A 17851-nucleotide genomic window follows, 5' to 3' on the forward strand; every position below is an offset into this window, starting at 1 on the left:
TTACTCCTTAAGAGCCGCTTTAAGCTGATCCATGACGACAGCTCTTTGATTGGGGTCCGGCGGCAAACTGAACAGCGTGACACCTTTTGCGGTTAGCGCCGATTGCAGTTCATCAGTGATGTGTTCATCATCCAGCGCCACAATCCGCTTTTTGCGCCAGACCAGCTTGATGCTTTGGCCTGCAATAATCAGTGGATCATTATCCCCTTGGGGCAGAACGAAATCATCGGGCACCATGATTGCCGATGTCACGGAGACGCCATCCATTGGGGCAGGATCACGTCTTGTCTCTTGGGGTGGGGAGGTGGTGCTGAAGGCAAGACGCAACAGCATTTTTTGCATGTCCTCATCACGACGCTCGATATGTTCGTGATCGGGTTGATTGAAATACGACAGGACGCAACGGTAGCAGCCTGCCACACATTCAACCTGGGGCTTCTGGACAAGAGCACTGACATCCTTCTTAGCCGCATCAAAACTGGAGGCTTCAAAGTGCATGATTTCGAGTGCTTTGCGTGCAACCAGCGCAATGCTGTCTTTTTCAGAGATCATCTGGCCCAAGGCACCGGCACCACCTTCGGCAGCTTCATAAAATAGAAGCGCACGGCGGTCCTGACGTGATGGAGTGGGTTCCACGAGGATTTCACCCTCTTCAAGCTGGAATACCGCCTCAATACCTCTGGCCAGTGCATGTTGAAGCGTTGTCAGGGTCTTGTCTGACTCCTTGCCAAGCTCGGCAAACCATTCCTCATCAAAGCGGATGAGCAGGGCGTTCTTGCGGTCTTCGACCAAGGGCACAATCAACTGGGTCAGCTTGTCCGGACGCTCTTCATCGCTTCCGTCATCTTTCGGCTGACCGACCCAGACCCCTGTCTTGGGGTTGATAAAGAAACCGATCTGGGACTTGTCCTTGCGTCTGCGCAGCCCCTTGTTGATGCGGCTGATATAGGCTGCTTGGGCGTAATCCACGGTGATGATATCACCATCATCATCGGTGACAGCCATGGATGCGGTATAGCTGGACGCATCAAATGCAAATGTTGTCTGGATCTCGAAACCTTGCCGTTTACGCTCCTCATCATTTGACGTGATGCGCTCTGCAGGACGGGTTCCTACGTTTTCAATCTTGTAAAGATTGGTCAGTGGGACTGACTTACTCAGGGCCGTGTTGCAGACATGGCATCTTTCCGGATGCTCTCCATCATGGCTGGCCCCACAGGATGGGCAAAGCGCACGAGCTTTGGTGGAAAGATAACCATCATCACGATCACCGGCTTCCTTGAGTAGCGCACGGTCCACTCTGAACGCACGGCCTTCGTGATAGACAAGGCTTTGTGGCCCGAACTCGGAGATTGCCAGAAAACGGGCCCGCTGGATGTAGCGCTGATTGCGCCCATCATTGCCGCCCTGCACATAAGCCATCAGGGGCAAGCGGGGGAAGTTGTAACCAGGCAGGAAGCCTTCTGTCGCCAGATAGCGATACAAGTAGAAATCATTATCCTTGTTGGATTGGTTCGAGAGCAAAATTGATCGCTGGAACTCACCCATACGGCGGCGCTCTTCTGCAGCTTTCCGTTCAGGGGGCGAGATCGTGTAGTCTTTGAGTGCCTGATCGGCCAGCTCAATGGAGCGTTCTGCTGCCTTGAGAAGATCACGCCAGCGATTGAAGGTCTCGTTGAAGCGGGCAGGTGCCTGCGCAACGATGTTTTGGGTGACCTGCTGGCGGGTTTTAAACCAGCGAGGATAATCTCCCGCATAGTCTTTTTCGAGTGCTTTCAGGACGCCATCGATGAGGGGGCTTGCCCGTTCCGCTGTGCGTTTGGCTGAGGCGACATCCCTGATTTCCGGCAAGAGAGCCTTGGCAGGATCTGTCAGGTCGAGGTTGGACTTGATGTTCTTGTCCAGCTCGATGCTGTCAGTTTTCAGCTCCATACCCAGTGATGCCAGCCATTCGGCATTCAGGTGGCTTTCGACCAGATCACGGTTTTTGAGATCGATGGAGGGTGGAACCACGACACCATCCACAAGATCCGTTTTGCGCTCGAAGAAATACTGGTCATGCGGGCTTTGTGCGGCACAGTAGGTCAAAATGAGAGCAGCTTGCCCGCTTCGACCGGCACGGCCACTGCGTTGCGCATAGTTTGCTGCCGTGGGCGGGGCATTTCTCAGATAGACCACGTTCATGGCAGAGATATCGACGCCAAGCTCCATAGTCGGTGAACAGAACAGTGTCGGCAGGAAGCGGCTGTCTTCTTTAAAGTTTTTGAGCTTTTCTTCTGCTTCGATCAAGGATTTGCGGTCATCGCTGCCATAGCGGAAACGCATTTCTCTGAGTTCACGCAAATCGCCTTCAACTTGGGCTGTATGCTCCCGGCCTTCAAAGCCGAACAGGGTCTCACCTCCCGCTTCCAGCATTTCTGCAATCTTGAGATAGACGCCGACGAAGTATTCATTTTGCAGCTCGGCGTTCTCATGGGCTTCATCAAGTGCGAATTGAACAGTGGATCCAGCAAGACGCCATCCCATACCGCCAAAGGGTCCAGCTTCCTTGACCACGGAGCCATAGTTTTCCGAAGCCTTTAGAAGCCCTTCCATCACTTCGGGGACCTCTTTGAGCTCAATCCTGCGGCCCGCAAAGGTCATGTCACGGATTTTGCGCCCAATGGTGCTGGTCGGGCTCCCACGAAGAAGCTTGTCCTCATCCTTGTTCTTCATTTCCTTGCGCTTAGGCGGGTCAGTCATGAAGATTGTTGAGGTTACAATGCGGTCTTCCTCGATATTCCAAGGCGACTTGATGAGGTTGTGGTTCTTGCCTGATAGCTCTTCGAGTTTGAGACGGTTCAGTGCGCCACTATCAACAGCAAGACCTTTACGCATGTGGTCGTAAACGGCCTTTAGCGCCCGCTTGCGCTCTTCCGGAGATGCATTGCTCAAAATCGGAGAGGCTACGAACTCGCCCTCATCCGAGGCGATGTCATCAAGGTATTTGTATCGGGCAACAAGCAATCCCAACTGTTCCAGATTTGGGTTCGTGTAGCGCCAGCCTCTGCGCTGATCGACCCAGAAAAGATGTTGGAGGTTTTGACGTAAGATGGCTTCAGCATCATTGCGGCGCTCGCCTTTTACGCCTGTGTTGACGAGCCATTCATCTGCACGGTTACTGAACTCCGAAGCTGCAAGAAACTGTAGTGACCTTTGAACTTCCTGGCCAATATTGGCTTCTTCAAGCACTCCCCCAGGAGCCTGCCTCAGGGCATTGATGATCGCCCCACGCAACATTGTGACAAACACAAAGTCGTTGAAATGACCCGCCTGCAACGCTGCATCCTGGCGGTTGTCGGTGAAGGCCAGAAGCTTGCGTGAATGCTTTTGGATTGTGGAATCCGGACTATTCATCCAGCGCAGGACAGTAGACAGCAGAATTGTGGTGGCTGAACTTCTGCTTTCAGCACTCAAAGATGCCAGTTTGTTCATATCCCGTGCAGAGGAGATATTCACATCACGACATGATGGGCAAAAACGATATTTCCCTGGAAGGAACCAAGCTTGTCTCATTCCGGAATGTGCTGTGCCATCAGGACGAACTGAGTATTGTTGCGCCCGTTTTTTCCGGTAAGTGGGCTTCAGACGCTTTTCGCCGTTGGGCTTTTCGTCCAGCCATGCATCCGGATAATCTTCATCTTTTCCGGAAAATGTGAACTCGTCATCATTCGGCTGCGGCATCAAAAAGCCCCAGTCAGCTCCCTCATCATCCTCGTCGCCGTCTACAGGGATGTCATCGATTTCCCGCTTTTCGAAGACTTCCATGCCGTCATAGTTGCGCAGTGTGACCGGATGGAACTCCTGACCACAGCTTCGGCAGAAGTGGGTTGGATAGAGGCGCTCTTCATCATTGATGGGGTTAAAGATCTGACCGCTGAAGGTCACGTCACGATGTCCCTCAGGACGCAGGGTCATATAAAGGCGTCCAGCACCCGCAACGAACTGGTGTAGCTTGAACGCAAAAAGCGGCGAATGTTCCTGACTGCCTGCAACACGGTCTTTTTCAGGAATGCTGTAGCCAATGAGCGTTTCACGCAAAGCGCTGGCACAAAGCTCCGCTGGGAGACCAGAATCCTGCGAAAGGGAGTTGGCCGCATCTTCCAAAGAGATCGGTTTTGCCCGCTCTGGCTTGGTTTCTACATTCTTGAGGCCGATCTTGGTCTCAACCCAGATTGCGAGCGGGTCATCGAAGAAGTCGCTGTTCTTGAGGCCGATGGCGACCTCACCTTGAGCAGCCTGCTGAACGGCTTCTTTAAGCCCTGGTAGACCAGAGCTACCGATTTTAATCGGGTTGGTAACCCTTTTCAGAGTTTCGGTAACGACAGCATCCGGCCCGATATCTGCACCAAAGATTTGACCTGCAATACGGGCAACAGCTTCGTTTTTCTCATGCTGTGCGCCTTCGGATGCCATTGTCGCAGAGGTGCCAATACACAAAGGTGGATTTTGTGGATCCCCGATACGAGAACGCAGGCGGCGCATCAGCATAGCGACATCTGCACCCTGACGGCCACGGTAGGTGTGCAACTCGTCAAGAACGATAAACTGAAGCCCTTCGCAATTCTGCAAAACCTTGCGATCCAGATCGCTCTGGCGTGTCATCAGCAGTTCAAGCATCATGAAGTTGGTCAGCAGAATATCTGGCGGATTAGCCTTGATGAGTTCCCTGTCCTCAGCGCTCTCTTGACCAGTATAGCGGGCATAGGTGACCAAGCCGCCCGTGGCGGAACCCAGATAACCCTCAAGTTCCTTGGCCTGACTGTTGGCCAGTGCGTTCATCGGATAGACGATGATAGCCCGTGTTTTGGCTCCGCCTCCGGCTTTTTTTGCACGAATGGCCGCATCTATGATCGGAATAAAAAAGCATAATGATTTACCGGAGCCAGTGCCTGTTGTGACCACATAGCTCTGGCGGTCTTTAGCAAAGCTGATCGCCTGTTCCTGATGCTTTCTGAGCTTCAGGGTTGGGTCTTCTTGATTGGCAGGCCCCCATTTGTCAGTAAAGATATCCAGACATTCCGGTTCAAGGATACCGCCCTTAACGAAATCCCTGATGGACCCGCCGGAAGCGTAGTGTGGGTTAATCTGTAGAAGTGGCTCTGGCCAGAACCGCTTGTCATCATAAAGTGCATCGACTTTGGATGCGATCTCAGGTGAGCGGATTTTGGTGAAGGAGCGAGAAAACGCCTTGTATTGTTCGATAACAAAATGATCGAGATTGAATACGTCCATTAAATACGCTCCTTCGTGCCCAAAACCTCATCGCGGTTCAAAAGCACAATCTGCTGATCTTGTGGTCTGCGTGCAGCTGGGTCTGTATCCAGCCCCAGGCGTTTGAGTGCATAAAACAGCATCGCTCTACGCAGTGTGATTTCACTCATGCCATCATTCATCCCATAATCCAGTGCGATGACATATTTCTGGGTCGCTGAAAGCTCTGGATGCGGCCCAATTTTAAGGGTCACTTCCGTGTTCCAGTCACTGTCATCAGTGGGGCTGGAAACTGGTTCCTGCGTGCCTGTCACTTCAAGAATCCGGCTCAGCAAGAAGTCTTTGAACACATTATCGTTCAAACAGAATGCCCGTGCATGCCAGCGGAAGCCGTCAAAAGCGAGACTATGCGGCTCTATCCAGCGCAAAGCCGGGTCTGGCCTACTGAATGACTGGTAGAGCACATGGATACCGTGATGTTCACGTATGGCTAAGACCACATCCCGCAGCACATCAGGCTTCACACCCCTGACTGGGGTGGGGGGTGCGCCATAGCCAGGAAGGGGCAGGATCCAGCTCCGACTTGCCTCCAGAAGCCCTTGGTCTACAGCTTGCAGCTGAGCGAAGAACTCGGATGCATCAGGCTGCATGAAGCGGGGGCGGAAGTTCTTGCCCCGAACATAGGTGCGCAGGCTCTTGTCGTAGGAAAGGTTACTTTTGCGGCCTTCGATGTAGCTTGCGAGGTCGTTGGACGCCTGCTGCTTTGATATCCCGAAGACTTCCATAAGGTCGCTTCGGTTGATGTGACCCGACCAGTAGAGACGGAACTCGATGAACTGATACCGCTGTTCAACGGTCCAATTGGTCTTGCGTCTTGAAGCTGCTCGTGTCCCTACCATCGCTGCACCCTAGACGGGAAAATATCGCACGTCTATTTATTAGAACGTAACATAAGCTGTTTTGTCGATGTTTTCTGTGTAAGGGTGGTCAGAACAACGATCTAGCAGGGGGCGGGTAGGGGTATGGGACAGCAAGTGAAAAGATTGGTTGCTGGAACTACGCAAGACTTGCCCATCACCATACATCCTCTGACGGCGCCGCTTCAGCTTGGTTTCTTCTTGATCTTGGTTCTCCTAGTCTCGGTGTTCTGGTCGGTCCCGGTTCGAGCTCAAATGCCAAAGGACATGCAATCTGATCGAGCAAGCAGATGCTTTCTAAAAATCGATGGCGTCATCTACGACACCGGCTCTTGTGCAATGAATGACGAAGATGAAGGCGTTATCCGGTTTGGTCAGCTCGATGAGTCCCCGCAGTCCGGCTATTGGGTTCATATCCAGAAAAATGACGATGGCAGTTTTGATGCCTCATGGAACGCTGAATATGGCGCAAGGCATGCCCACGTATCCATAGGTGAAGTCACCTATTCAAAGCAGGGAACAGCTGACTGCTGGTCAAATACGCACGCCATGCTCTGCAGGAATGTTTTGGAACACGAACCCCTTTACGACATCGGGTATTACCCAGAGCGTGAGCCAAGCCGTGTTCTGTTGGCTTATGTGGACGGTGTTGAGCATGAAATCGTTCACCCTGCCTGGGATGTTCTCTATCCGTTGCAGCTTGCGGAAAGACTTCAGTTGGACGGACATGAAGGTATGGAACAGATCGTGCTTCTGACCCATGGCGGTAATTGTTGCCCGCCATCACTGTCGGTTGTTTCTTATCGTGGAGACGGGTTTTTCAGCTTTCTGGATCCTGAACCAATAGATGGTGGCTGGGATGGTTATGACATCCTGTTGGAGGGCGGTCGGACGGTCATAAGGGTCAAGCATTCACCCTATGGGTATGGCAACGATCAGACACAGCGAAGCCAGGATGATTATGTCGTTGTTGATGGCGCATTGAGATTGGTTACCGAGCGGATCGAGACTTCAAGAGCAGCATCTGTGGCACGACTAAACCTGGTTGATGTCATACAGGCTGAGGGAAAACGGGACACTTTGGCGTTCGACATCAATAATGATGGAACAACGGATACCGTTGCCTGCACTTACTGGGAGCGGTGGGGGGTGTTGAACTGTGAAGCACAGATATCAGGCGTTTCTGAACCAATCAGTATGCAGTGCAAGGACGTATCGATCAGTCGTTTTGTTTCGGGTTTGAACCGGCAACATCAGCTACTTTGTGATCGGGAAATAGTCGAGTATTAATCAAGCCGATCAGATAGCTGTCTTCGTATTCTTAAACATGTCCCTCCCTCTCACCATCCCAGCAATGACCATCTTCCCGATCTGGTCTTCGTTCGCGTGGTCTTTCATCAATAAGCCTGACAACACAATATGACGAAGCCCCGCCAGCGAAACGGTCACCTTGGAAGCTGAGGGTTCATCAGAACTTTTCGCAACCAAGTGGTCGAGAGACTTCAAAGAATCATCAAGAGCAGATGACGCAAGGATCGTATTCATCTTCAACTTGTCTCTGACAGCGGGTGCCGCCACAAGTAAGGGGCAGACCACAAAAGGCCTAAACAGACAGATGCTTGTGAACGAGATATCGGTCGTGCTTTGATAGTGTGAAGGACGGCGTCGCTGTGAGCAAGTCTATCACTCCAAGATTCTGCGGGGTGTCCACTGCCGCGTAACATCCTGATAGCGGATATTTTTAAGTCTGGTAGTTGCTCTATTCATATGGGGTCCCTAATTAACGCCACGATTAAAAAGGGCTTTATAGGGTGGATCAAAGTGCCGTTTCTGCCCCCACCAGCTATTAAGGGCTGAACGCAGTTGGCTGAGCCTCTTGCGCTGCTGGTAGGGCCTGATCGAGGGGGCATGGGCGGTAGCGGTTATGCAGCTAGGTCAACTCGATTACTTAGGTCGGGCGAACCACTGCGTTTAGCCACGCATGGGCGTCCAGAGAACACTCGGCGTGTACCCCAGGGTGAACCACCCGGGTCGTGGCGCTGGGATGCTGTTTGTTGCCACTGGTGTGGGCCATGCGTTGGATGCTCCACTGGCGGGCGGCTTGGCTGACTTGGCCTTTCGAGGATGCAAGGGGATGCCCTCTGGCTCCCCATCCGCCATGACCGCCTTGATGTAAGGCTGAATCGATAGACCGAAGAACTTACGGACGTAGGCGTGTGCAGCCTTGGCTAAGTTCATCCGGTTGTCTGGACGGGGTGGCTCACGGAGCAGCTCAGGGTCGGTCAGGATGTTTCTGAGACCAGCATCGTGGGGGATTGCATCCAAGATTTCTTTCATAACCCCGAGGCGTTCATTGGGTGGCGCTGAGTAGATCATCTGCTTGAGACGTGATGCACGTTCATAGTGCTTTTGAGTGCGCTTGCGGTTCGCGGCGCTGCGATTACCCCTTGAGGCGTTCATCTGGCAGCACCTTGAGCAGTAGAGTTGGTTCGACCGCTTGGGTGTGAACTCAACTTCACAGGCTTGGCAGTTTGCAGGGGAGCTGCCGCTTCGCTGGTCGTTGTGCTGGTCATTGTCATTGGGCATGGCTGTGGGTTCGATAAAATCGATCATGGGGTGTTTTCCTTGAGGATGCTTTGGGTGGGTGGCTGCTAAACCGCGTACGCACATGTAATGTATGACTGGGAGTGTGGTGCTTGCGTGGTACTCTGAGCGGACCCGAGGTCACCGCCTCGGGCTGGGCACAGAGGTGTCCTTGAGGTGAGACCGATTACGACCAACCCAACAAAATCAGCTGAGTTGTTGGTCATTGTGATATTGGGTGTACCTCAGGTGATCGCCTGAGGCGGTCCAAATGTAGATGCTTGAGTGTTGTTATTGGTTGGGACCACCTACCTGCACATACTAAGATCAGAGTTGGTCTTCATCACTGAGTTGGCCTCAGGCGATGGTCCTGAGGATGGTCTCAGTGTAGCCGCTCAAGTGTTTGTATTGGGTTGGTTGTGGTGGTCATTAACTCAAGACACCTGACGAATACTCATTTGTACAGGCCTACCATTACGGATTTGAAGAGATCGTGGTCCTTGACCATTGCCTTGAGGAGCCACTCAGCGAGGAAGTCAGACCCCTTCCGCATCAGCGCGGTCCTGATCTGCTGAACCTGCGTGTCGTTTGGGGCTTCTTCCCGCTCTCTCTCAGCGGCCTCAGCGGCACGTTCGATGACCTCTTCCTTCTGGTCACCGAAGGCACTCGAGTACGCCTCGAGCTTGGCCTTGGCGCTCTCGCGTTCACCTTCGGTGGACCCGCGTTCAGCTAGGGTCTGGAGCTTACCGATGGTCTTGAGGTCATCCTCAGTAGGCTCGAGGACAGGCTTGGGTGCCTTGTCGTTGTCCTTGAACTTGGCATGTAGGCCGCGAACAGTGCGGACACGGGGGTGGGCTTGGCGTGTCTCTCGGTATTCTGAGAGGTTACCTGAGGCCCACATGGCTGCTGCTCGTTCATTGGACTGATCCGCAAAACCAAGTTGGTTGTGCGCAAGCCATTCTCCAAACTCACGGTCACCGGTGAACATCTCACGGCCTTCGTTGAGTGCTGCCCCGTACATGAGCCAACCCTCCATCGTTTGGGTTTCCCCAGAGTGTACCAGCGACAGACCCTTGCGGGCCTTGGCGACGATACGCTGCTCCGTACATGGTTGCCTGATCGGTCGTGTTCATGCGTTCCGCCAAGTTGTCGGCAGCGGGTGCTGCTCAGTTACACGTTGAGGATGTTCCTGATTTGTTTGAGTTGATCTTCCGTGGCACTGTTGAGATGTAGCCGGATGACCCTCAGGTGTACCCCAAGATACTTCGCGTTGATATCTTCGGCTTCCTTGACGACGCAGGGTGCTCGGGGCTTTGGCTGGGGTTGGGGCGAGGCGGTTTCCGACTGAGTTTCCGCTCGAGCGGAATTTCGCGGCTCCTCTCGTTCCTCTCGATATGAACGATGCCGTTCAGCTTCTTCGACCGGGGACTTCCGCCCGTCAGCTATAGCGATGATATCGTAGGCTCGTGACTTCCCGATAGGGCAGTGGTTCAAGAGGAACTCAGCGAAGTTCATTGGCGCTCTTGGGTTTTGCAGGGTGTTAAGCTGTTCTTTCGCTTCCTTGAGGTACAGACCCGAAGACGTGTACTGTTCAGCGGCTTTACCTTCTGCTTTCTGTCCTGCCTTATAGTGGCCGTAAGCGTTGGCCCCGAGCTGTTCGAGTGGCATGTCTTTGAGGTTCATGTGTTTAGCCTTTCTGATGGGCACTGCGCTGGTAGCTGGTCGCCTTTCCGGACGCCCTGCTGGACCACTTTGGTTCTTACATGTGGGGTCCCTAATGGATTGCCCCTCAGCGTCACTGTGCGGCGCACACAGCGCACCCTACAGCGTTGGCCAGCAAGTGGCCTGATTGGCTTAAGGTGACTCAAAGTGACTTAGGATTACTGTACGGCGCTACGGCCCCTATCGATCAAACAGGGCATCGTACACTGTGAGGATGAACCAGATGCCGACCCAGATAGCACCCAGCGTAAGTATAAAGATTGCCATGGGGGTCACGAACCCACCTGAGTGGCCATACGCCCCTGACCGGCGGACCACCGCTCCAACGTAGCATAGGCTGCTGGAAGATCACTCTTGATCCTGATTACTGTTGCCCGTGACAGGCCTATCTCCCTTGCGATGGCACTTGCCCCCATTTCCCTCGCTAAGAGGCACTCGGTGGCTTCGAGTTGATCTCTGGTGAAGCTAGGCTTGCGCCCTCGGTACTTGGCTTGATCAGCCTTAGCATGTTCAATGCCTGCCCGCTGCGCCTCCCTCGTGGCCTCAGCCTGAGCCTGAGCCATAGCTGCCATGAAGCCGATAAGGGCGTCCCTGACAGCCTCTGACATCGCGTCTGTGGTGGCCCCATCAAAGGTTAGGCCGTTGATCACCGTCTTAATGATCACGCCCCGTCTCATGAACTCTCGGATGGTATCGGTCACATCTTGGTAGTTGCGGCCTAGGCGGTCCACCCAGCGTACCAACAGTGTATCACCACGACGCAGTAGGTCGAACAGGCGCTTGCCCTGTGGCCTCTCTGCCAACGGTACGGCCACGCCTGATACCCCTGCATCTGATACGACCAGATCGATGTTGAAACCCGCTGCTCGGGCCTGAGCTTCTTGATGACCGATAGTCTGCTCTGTCGTGCTGACCCTTGCGTAGAGAATGGTCTTCGTTTGGTGATTACTGGTCGCAGGACTGCTCGCACTGCTGGTCGCCTTGCTGGTCATGTCTGATCCCATCGGTGATGTGTACGTAAGCGTACTGTTTGATGAGATAGGTGTTCGTATGGCTGGGGTCAACCCTTACGAACACTTAAAGCAGCACCCCCAGCTTGTTCGCTACGGCATACCCTATCGTACATGAGGGCCGTGATCCTTCCCCGACCATCTGGCCCTGAGTGTTCCTAGGGCGGGTAGGTAGGCAGTAGCCTGAAATGGAACTCACCGTGGCAGATAGTATGGGTGGGCAGGCACAGGTGCCCCCTCGGTGGGCAATGATGATTATACAAAACTGATGGCACCCCACGGGGGGTCGATCAGGAACATTCACATATTATAGACCCAACAGATATTTCTGGCAAAATGAGGGTCGCCTCAGGCACACCCTGTCCGTCGTCATATAAATTGGGACATAGTCGTTTTTTGAGCATTGGAGGCTCTGGCTTGTTTGTTTGCAAGCATCCGCCGAGGGCCGTCTGGCTATTCAGCAGGCTAATTGTTTATCGTGTCTCCTTATGGACGCACACGAAGACACCCGCCGTATTCAAGTTTCTAAGTCTCTGATACCGGCCGTCGTCATTGGACGGATGATGAGAAGGTCCAGATCATTGAGGAAAGCCATTGCGATTGTCAGACATTCGCGGAGGTCGCACGGCGCCATGACATTTCTCGATCACGACTTTACGATTGGCGATATAAGCACAAGATTGGGCTGCTTGGGGCTGGCGCGCAATTTTTGCGTGTTTTCAGCTCGAAGACGGCTCTAGCCGTGATGATGTTCCAACGTCGCCAGCGCCAGTGTGGACGACCGACCTTGGCACTCGGTGTGGCGTTACGATGCCATCCGGCTTTGACATGGCGGCTGCTTCGCGTCTGCTGAATGGCCTGATGTTGCGGCCATGATCGCGTTTCTGGCAGGCACGAAGGATTGGATTGAAGGAGGTGTGACTGATATATGACGCGAGATAAACACCTTGGCCTTGCCGGTGCAACAGGACCTTAGATCGGCAAAGCATTCCGTTAATGCAAGCGATGCGGAAAGCAGCTCCTTCGCTTCGGATGAGGTAACCTGTCATGCCGTGTCGTCATATAACCGGCGCTTGCCAGCTTCAAAAATTCTTTCGGCCAGCTGTAATACAGGCTCTGGGCAACCCCCTCGCGGCGGCAGATTACCGAAATACTTTCTTTGCCACATAGGCCCGCCAGGACGTTGCGGATATTATCTTCAGCTTAATAGGTTTTCAGCGTCTTGGGTCGGATGTTTCTAACAACCTTGTCGGTGGTGTCTTTCTGTGGATGGGGCTTATTCGTCATCTCGATCTGCTAATCTATAAGATGAACCAAAAATCTGCCATTACTGAAATCCTCAAATCTGACCAAAGGGTGCTGACGTCAGAACGGTTTTATAGTTTATCTATGAGTTTTGCTTTCGCTTTGGAAAACTCATCTGCAGTGAATACTCCTTTAATGTATAAATCATTAAGTTTTGAAATTTCATCAGCTATTGATAAATTCGATACCGAAGGTGAAGCTGCTTCATCGTCTTTCTGACGGATCAATTGATTTGCTAAGTCTGCAAAAATCTTAACATGTGACTTTTCGCAGTTATCAATCACGATTAGCCGTGCTCCAATATCAATTGTGACCTTTCCAAAAATCCAACCTTGGGAGGCTGAAACACCTTGTATACGATTTAATCTAATACTTTGAGTATCAACGGATGATGACATCATTGCATGATCAAGGCAAAGCACACGTTCACTCGTCAGAGCTGCAATCCATGTATTTGCTCCAAAGTCAAAGTCGTTGGAAGTTACTGATTGCGACATTACTCCTGAAACTAGCGCAAATACAACTTCATCCTTTTGTAAATAATCACCAAGCACACTTAATTCTTTTTTTGTCCCAAAAGAGTCTATCTTAACACCATTAAGCTCGAATATCCCAGACCAGTTACGCTTTTGCGTAAGCTCTTTGCGCTTTTCCATATTGTTCATGGAAGGTTTTTCTTTCAAAATATGGGGCGTTGGCTGCCTATTTTGCTGTGCAGGATTTGATGCCATACCCTTGCCACATCTTATGCAATAACTAGCCAATGGCGAATTCGGTTCGGCACAGTATTCACATAATGGCATTGGTTGCTTCCAGATCAGGGTAAACTTCAAGTTCAGGTAACACTTGTTTTCGTCCCTAGTAAAGACAAGCTGTCACGAAACATAATAAAACAACTTTATAGTGTTATCTTTAGGATTACTGCTCGACGTCACCCAAAGGGCAATTTGCTAAGTTGATGTGCGAAAACGATAAGCTCTCTAAAGCATCCTTACGAACTTTCAGGCTCGGCCCTGAGCCATAGTTGCCGGCGACATCGCCAGAGGCATGCCCAGTGATGAAGTCGTTCACTTCCTTGGAGACCCCCGCGTCTCTCAGCATATCCTTGAAGTTCCCCCTTAACGAATGCACCACTTTGGCCTTATCATCCGTCACCCTCCTGATCAGCGGCATGAGAGCTTTTGAGGCGGACGCCTGAGCCTTCCCATCCTTGTCGCGGGTGAACTCGGGGAACATCTGACCGACCTTGCCAGTGGTTGCTTCGCTGGTCCTGCCGCTGGTCACCCACGAAAGGCTTGAGTGAACTGGCACCCGCCGCTGTGAGCCTTTGTTCTTTACCAGCTTGTCGCTCAGGTCGTAGTAGACCACGCCTTGTTCTTCCTTGATGTCCTCCCAGTCCAGTAGGGCTGCTTCGTCCAGCCGCATTCCTGTGGTGATCAGGATCGTCAGCAGCTTGCGCTGGTGGTCTGGCATGGATTGCTTGAAGATTGCTTCGAGTTCACTTGAGGTAAACGGGCGATAGCTTTCCTTGGCACGTCCTACTTTCTTGTCGAGAACGATGCCTACGAACACGTTTTGTGGAACCCAGCCCTTGCGCACCGCATGATCAAACAGGCGTTTGACATAGCTGATTTTCTTGGCAATCGTCTTTCGGCTCTTTGTAGCCCCGAGATGGTCTGCGTACTGGTGGATCAGCACTGCTGTTAGGTCGGTAAGGACCATGTCACCTGTGAAGTCCTGAAATTGGCTCAGAGACAACTCGCAGTCGCGCGTCGTCTTTGCTGGGCCATAGGGGTGGGTCTCCAGATACTCGCGAACTGCGACAGACAGAAGGACCGCATCAGCGGCCACGTGCCCCTTGGCGGTCTTAGCTTTCCACTCACGGTACACCTCGAGTGCCTTCGCGCCTTGCTCGTTGACCACGTCAGTCGCTAGGTCGTTCTCAGGGTCTTCCACGTACTCGAGGTTCTTGTTGTACTGGATCAAGCCCTCAAGATGCCCTTCGTCCTCCATTCGCTGAACTTCATCGGCCTCTCCGATGTAGCCAAGCAGGTGGCTTATTATATCGCGTATGTCCGGTTTGCAGGCATCAAGCTGTCCATAAAGTTCTGTGGCAATGCCGTGCTGACGACGTTTGGCATCTCGTTCGTCGCTGGTGCCTGTGGAACGCTTTAGCTGCTTGCGGTCACCGAAGTGTACTCTGAGGTCCTGAGGAATGGTCAGGTAAACGTACCATTTGCCTTTGTTCATCGACAGTGTTGTGGCGGGATACTCAGACATCGATATACTCCTCGAATACCCTCCATGGGATGCTCCAAGGCTATATAATCAATGTAAAAAGGGCAATAGGGGGCATTGGCGGAGAGACAGGGATTCGAACCCTGGGTGGGCTTGCACCCACAACGGTTTTCGAGACCGCCCCGTTCGACCACTCCGGCACCTCTCCGCGGTGCGGGCGGAATAATGTGCCATGCAGCGCAGCGCAAGGGGCAAAACGCTCTCACCAAGAATTGCGTGGGCTTTGCGGCAAAAATCGTGTTTGTCGGTGCCGATACCTTCCATGCCCTGAAAGGACCCGCCATGTTCCGCCGCCTGTTTTTATCGCTTGTTGCCGCGCTCGGTTTCACGGGGGCCATCACGGGGGCCATCACCGGGGCCGCTCTGGCCCAGACCAGCGATGCCGACGCCCTGTTCGATCTGGTCGGCCTGCCGCAGATCGTTGCGATCATGCGCGACGAAGGGCTTGATTACGGCGAAACCATCGCGCGCGACATGTTTCCCGCAGGCATGACCCCCCGCTGGGCCGCGCAACTGGACCGGATCTATGCCACCGACACGATGGTCGCGCAGATGCGCCGGGCTTTTGTTGCGGCGTTGGACGGGCAGGACGTGTCAGGGGCGCTCGATTTCTACGGCTCTGATCTGGGGCGGCGGATCGTCACGCTGGAAATCGCCGCGCGCGCGGCGATGCTGGACCCGACAATTGATGCCACCAGCAAGGAATTTGCCGTCGAACAGGCACAGGCCGACACGCCACGCTACCGGCTGATCAGCGATTTCATCGTGGCAAATGACCTGATCGAGGCCAATGTTGTGGGTGGGCTGAATTCCAATTTCGCCTTCATCGACGCGCTGGTGTCAGGTGGCGCCACGCTGCCCGGTGTGACCGCCGACAGTCTGTTGGCCGATGTCTGGGCGCAAGAGGATGCAATCCGTGCCAGCACGGCGGAATGGATCACTGCGTTTTTGCTGCTGGCCTATGCCCCGCTCGAGGATGCCGAGATCGCGGAACTGACATCATTCAGCCAGACGCCCGCAGGCCGGATCATGACGCAGGCTGTGTTTACGGCCTTTGACGAGATCTTTGTGCTTGTGGCGCGCGATCTGGGATCGGCGGCTTCTGGCTTCATCATCAGTCAGGATCTGTGACCGGCCTTGGCACGCGGGTGCAACGCGGTATGGTGCGGGTCCAAGACATAGAAGGATCAAGACCTTGCAAATCAAACTCATCGCAGCCTGCATCCTGGGGCTTTTGGCGGGCTGTGCGGGGCAGGGCGTGCTGGTCTCGGGCGATCCGAGTTTGCCAACCGGTGATCCGCGTCAGGAACGGTTGGTTTTCAGCGAATGCGCGATCTATTTTGCCGCCGTACAGACATTGCGCGCCGATGGCCGCAGGCCCAGTGGCAACCCGACCCGTGGATGTCCGGCCAAGGCCGCGGCGCGCCCCGCCGACATCAACCCGATGGTCAGCGTGCCATCCGTATCGCCCGGCTTTCCACAAGAATTATACAGCCGCATGATCGCGCGCGGCGTGCCGTCCGATCTGGCCGATGATATTGCGCGGTCCAAGGCGTTTTGGGATCTTGTGGCGCTCCGCGACAGCGTCATCAGCGGTTTCTAACTGCCATAGATTAGTAGCGCCGTAATCAGCGCGCTGGGGTTGGCCGCGTAAAGCCGGCTATTCGATTGCAGCTGGATCATGCGGGTCGGGCGGTCTTGATATGGCACACCCGCCGCATCCATCGCCGCGATCAGCGCCGGCCCGCCGCCAGCGATGATATCGCGGCGGATCGCGTCGTAATTGGATTTGACGATGATTTCGACCTGCCCGCGGTTTTGCGCCTGCGCAGGATCGCTTAGCGCGGCCAGCGGCGCAAAGACCGGCTGGCCCGGATTGGTCGGATCGGTGGTGCAGGCCGCTAATAGCAAGGGCAGGATAAGGGCAGGGCGCATGGGGGTTTTTCACCTTCTTATCGCTTGACTTACAGGGGCATTGGACGGATAAGCCGCCATCCTGACAAGGGTTTTGTCGGGCTATTTGCGAAATGACGCCTACGGGCGCGCAGTCCACAGGCACCAAACGCCGGGTAACACCGGGGCCTCAGTGACGCGGAAAATGAAGGAATAACATATGTTTGCGGTTCTCAAAACCGGCGGCAAGCAGTATAAGGTCGCCTCTGGCGATGTGCTGCGCGTCGAAAAGCTGGCAGCAAAAGCTGGCGACAAGATTCAGTTCAACGAGATTCTGATGGTCGGTTCGACTGTTGGTGCTCCTTTGGTTGCAGGCGCAGGCGTGCAGGCCGATGTGATCGACCAGATCAAAGGCGAAAAGACAATCAACTACGTCAAGCGCCGTCGTAAGCACGGCAGCCAGCGCAAGAAAGGCCACCGTCAGCAACTGACGCTGGTGCGGATTGCCGACATTCTGGAAACAGGTGCGGACACATCCGGCGTCATGGCCGCTGTTTCGGGTGCGGGCATCAAGATGGTAATCACGCCCCGCGTGAACCCCAAAGGTATCGCCAAGCCAAAGGCCGGCGCAGCACCAAAAGCTGCCGCCGCCGCAACAGGTGGCGATGACCTGAAAAAGCTGTCGGGCGTCGGCCCCGCGCTGGAAAAGAAATTGCATGCCGCTGGCGTGACATCTTACGCGCAGATCGCAGCATGGTCCGAAGACGACGTGGCTGCATTTGACGAAAAGCTGTCGTTCAAGGGCCGCATCGCACGTGAAGGCTGGGTCGCACAAGCGGCCGAGCTGTCCAAAGCTTAAGGAGAGACGAG

General features: G+C 53.8%; 14 protein-coding genes, 1 tRNA gene and 1 pseudogene. 5 read left to right on the forward strand and 11 right to left on the reverse strand.

The window, feature by feature from the left end:
- Together SKA53_RS04190 and SKA53_RS04195 are read right to left on the reverse strand one after the other, a co-directional pair.
- Entirely contained in the window at window positions 1-5274 is a 5274-nt protein-coding gene (locus SKA53_RS04190; protein WP_007204813.1) for a DEAD/DEAH box helicase, read from the reverse strand.
- On the reverse strand, window positions 5274-6152 hold the full coding sequence (locus SKA53_RS04195; protein ID WP_007204814.1) for a WYL domain-containing protein: 879 nt from the start codon (window positions 6150-6152) through the stop codon (window positions 5274-5276). The genes SKA53_RS04190 and SKA53_RS04195 overlap by 1 nt, the downstream gene beginning before the upstream one ends.
- A 123-nt stretch (window positions 6153-6275) precedes the next feature.
- Here SKA53_RS04195 and SKA53_RS04200 point away from each other — a divergent pair, with 123 nt between their 5' ends.
- Window positions 6276-7460 (forward strand): hypothetical protein, encoded by a 1185-nt coding sequence (locus SKA53_RS04200; protein WP_007204815.1) that lies wholly within the window; start codon window positions 6276-6278, stop codon window positions 7458-7460.
- Window positions 7461-7469: 9 nt separating this feature from the next.
- On the opposite strand, the gene SKA53_RS04205 is transcribed toward SKA53_RS04200, so the two are convergent.
- The 5 genes from SKA53_RS04205 to SKA53_RS04225 form a co-directional block, all read right to left on the reverse strand.
- Entirely contained in the window at window positions 7470-7715 is a 246-nt protein-coding gene (locus SKA53_RS04205; protein WP_040482787.1) for a hypothetical protein, read from the reverse strand.
- A gap of 426 nt (window positions 7716-8141) precedes the next feature.
- Complete coding sequence (locus SKA53_RS04210; protein WP_007204817.1) at window positions 8142-8783, reverse strand: hypothetical protein; 642 nt, start codon at window positions 8781-8783, stop codon at window positions 8142-8144.
- Window positions 8784-9207: 424 nt separating this feature from the next.
- Window positions 9208-9741, reverse strand: coding sequence for a hypothetical protein (locus SKA53_RS04215; protein WP_131494571.1), 534 nt, complete (start codon window positions 9739-9741; stop codon window positions 9208-9210).
- A gap of 182 nt (window positions 9742-9923) precedes the next feature.
- Window positions 9924-10436, reverse strand: a complete 513-nt coding sequence (locus SKA53_RS04220) for a hypothetical protein (protein ID WP_007204819.1) — start codon at window positions 10434-10436, stop codon at window positions 9924-9926.
- Between the two features lie 311 nt (window positions 10437-10747).
- Window positions 10748-11467: a recombinase family protein gene (locus SKA53_RS04225; protein ID WP_050752663.1), complete on the reverse strand. Its 720-nt coding sequence runs from the start codon at window positions 11465-11467 to the stop codon at window positions 10748-10750.
- Between the two features lie 571 nt (window positions 11468-12038).
- Here SKA53_RS04225 and SKA53_RS15820 point away from each other — a divergent pair.
- Window positions 12039-12338, forward strand: a pseudogene (locus SKA53_RS15820) (transposase); the annotation flags it as partial.
- Window positions 12339-12861: 523 nt separating this feature from the next.
- On the opposite strand, the gene SKA53_RS15150 reads toward SKA53_RS15820, so the two are convergent.
- From SKA53_RS15150 to SKA53_RS04235, 3 genes are all read right to left on the reverse strand, one after another.
- On the reverse strand, window positions 12862-13623 hold the full coding sequence (locus SKA53_RS15150; RefSeq protein WP_081440116.1) for an SHOCT domain-containing protein: 762 nt from the start codon (window positions 13621-13623) through the stop codon (window positions 12862-12864).
- Between the two features lie 85 nt (window positions 13624-13708).
- Window positions 13709-15070, reverse strand: coding sequence for a DUF6538 domain-containing protein (locus SKA53_RS04230; protein ID WP_007204822.1), 1362 nt, complete (start codon window positions 15068-15070; stop codon window positions 13709-13711).
- Window positions 15071-15146: 76 nt separating this feature from the next.
- Window positions 15147-15236, reverse strand: a tRNA-Ser gene (locus SKA53_RS04235).
- Window positions 15237-15370: 134 nt separating this feature from the next.
- On the opposite strand from SKA53_RS04235, the gene SKA53_RS04240 reads away from it, so the two are divergent.
- Entirely contained in the window at window positions 15371-16219 is an 849-nt protein-coding gene (locus SKA53_RS04240) for a DUF2059 domain-containing protein (protein ID WP_040483120.1), read from the forward strand.
- Window positions 16220-16283: 64 nt separating this feature from the next.
- Window positions 16284-16691, forward strand: coding sequence for a hypothetical protein (locus tag SKA53_RS04245; protein ID WP_007204824.1), 408 nt, complete (start codon window positions 16284-16286; stop codon window positions 16689-16691).
- Here the strand turns inward: SKA53_RS04245 and SKA53_RS04250 are convergent.
- Entirely contained in the window at window positions 16688-17023 is a 336-nt protein-coding gene (locus tag SKA53_RS04250; RefSeq protein WP_007204825.1) for a hypothetical protein, read from the reverse strand. The genes SKA53_RS04245 and SKA53_RS04250 overlap by 4 nt on opposite strands.
- 178 nt (window positions 17024-17201) lie before the next feature.
- On the opposite strand from SKA53_RS04250, the gene SKA53_RS04255 reads away from it, so the two are divergent.
- A complete protein-coding gene (locus SKA53_RS04255; RefSeq protein ID WP_007204826.1) occupies window positions 17202-17840 on the forward strand; it encodes a 50S ribosomal protein L21 in 639 nt (212 codons plus the stop codon).
- Window positions 17841-17851: the final 11 nt, after the last annotated feature.

It is taken from the genome of Yoonia vestfoldensis SKA53 (assembly GCF_000152785.1).
GTDB classification, from domain to species: domain Bacteria; phylum Pseudomonadota; class Alphaproteobacteria; order Rhodobacterales; family Rhodobacteraceae; genus Yoonia; species Yoonia vestfoldensis_A.

Bases quoted from the DNA above. Each gene is read 5' to 3' on its own strand.
- SKA53_RS04190 (WP_007204813.1), bottom strand. From the start codon at position 5,274: ATGGACGTATTCAATCTCGATCATTTTGTTATCGAACAATACAAGGCG.
- SKA53_RS04195 (WP_007204814.1), bottom strand. From the start codon at position 6,152: ATGGTAGGGACACGAGCAGCTTCAAGACGCAAGACCAATTGGACCGTT.
- SKA53_RS04200 (WP_007204815.1), top strand. From the start codon at position 6,276: ATGGGACAGCAAGTGAAAAGATTGGTTGCTGGAACTACGCAAGACTTG.
- SKA53_RS04205 (WP_040482787.1), bottom strand. From the start codon at position 7,715: ATGAATACGATCCTTGCGTCATCTGCTCTTGATGATTCTTTGAAGTCT.
- SKA53_RS04210 (WP_007204817.1), bottom strand. From the start codon at position 8,783: ATGATCGATTTTATCGAACCCACAGCCATGCCCAATGACAATGACCAG.
- SKA53_RS04215 (WP_131494571.1), bottom strand. From the start codon at position 9,741: ATGTTCACCGGTGACCGTGAGTTTGGAGAATGGCTTGCGCACAACCAA.
- SKA53_RS04220 (WP_007204819.1), bottom strand. From the start codon at position 10,436: ATGAACCTCAAAGACATGCCACTCGAACAGCTCGGGGCCAACGCTTAC.
- SKA53_RS04225 (WP_050752663.1), bottom strand. From the start codon at position 11,467: ATGACCAGCAAGGCGACCAGCAGTGCGAGCAGTCCTGCGACCAGTAAT.
- SKA53_RS04230 (WP_007204822.1), bottom strand. From the start codon at position 15,070: ATGTCTGAGTATCCCGCCACAACACTGTCGATGAACAAAGGCAAATGG.
- SKA53_RS04240 (WP_040483120.1), top strand. From the start codon at position 15,371: ATGTTCCGCCGCCTGTTTTTATCGCTTGTTGCCGCGCTCGGTTTCACG.
- SKA53_RS04250 (WP_007204825.1), bottom strand. From the start codon at position 17,023: ATGCGCCCTGCCCTTATCCTGCCCTTGCTATTAGCGGCCTGCACCACC.
- SKA53_RS04255 (WP_007204826.1), top strand. From the start codon at position 17,202: ATGTTTGCGGTTCTCAAAACCGGCGGCAAGCAGTATAAGGTCGCCTCT.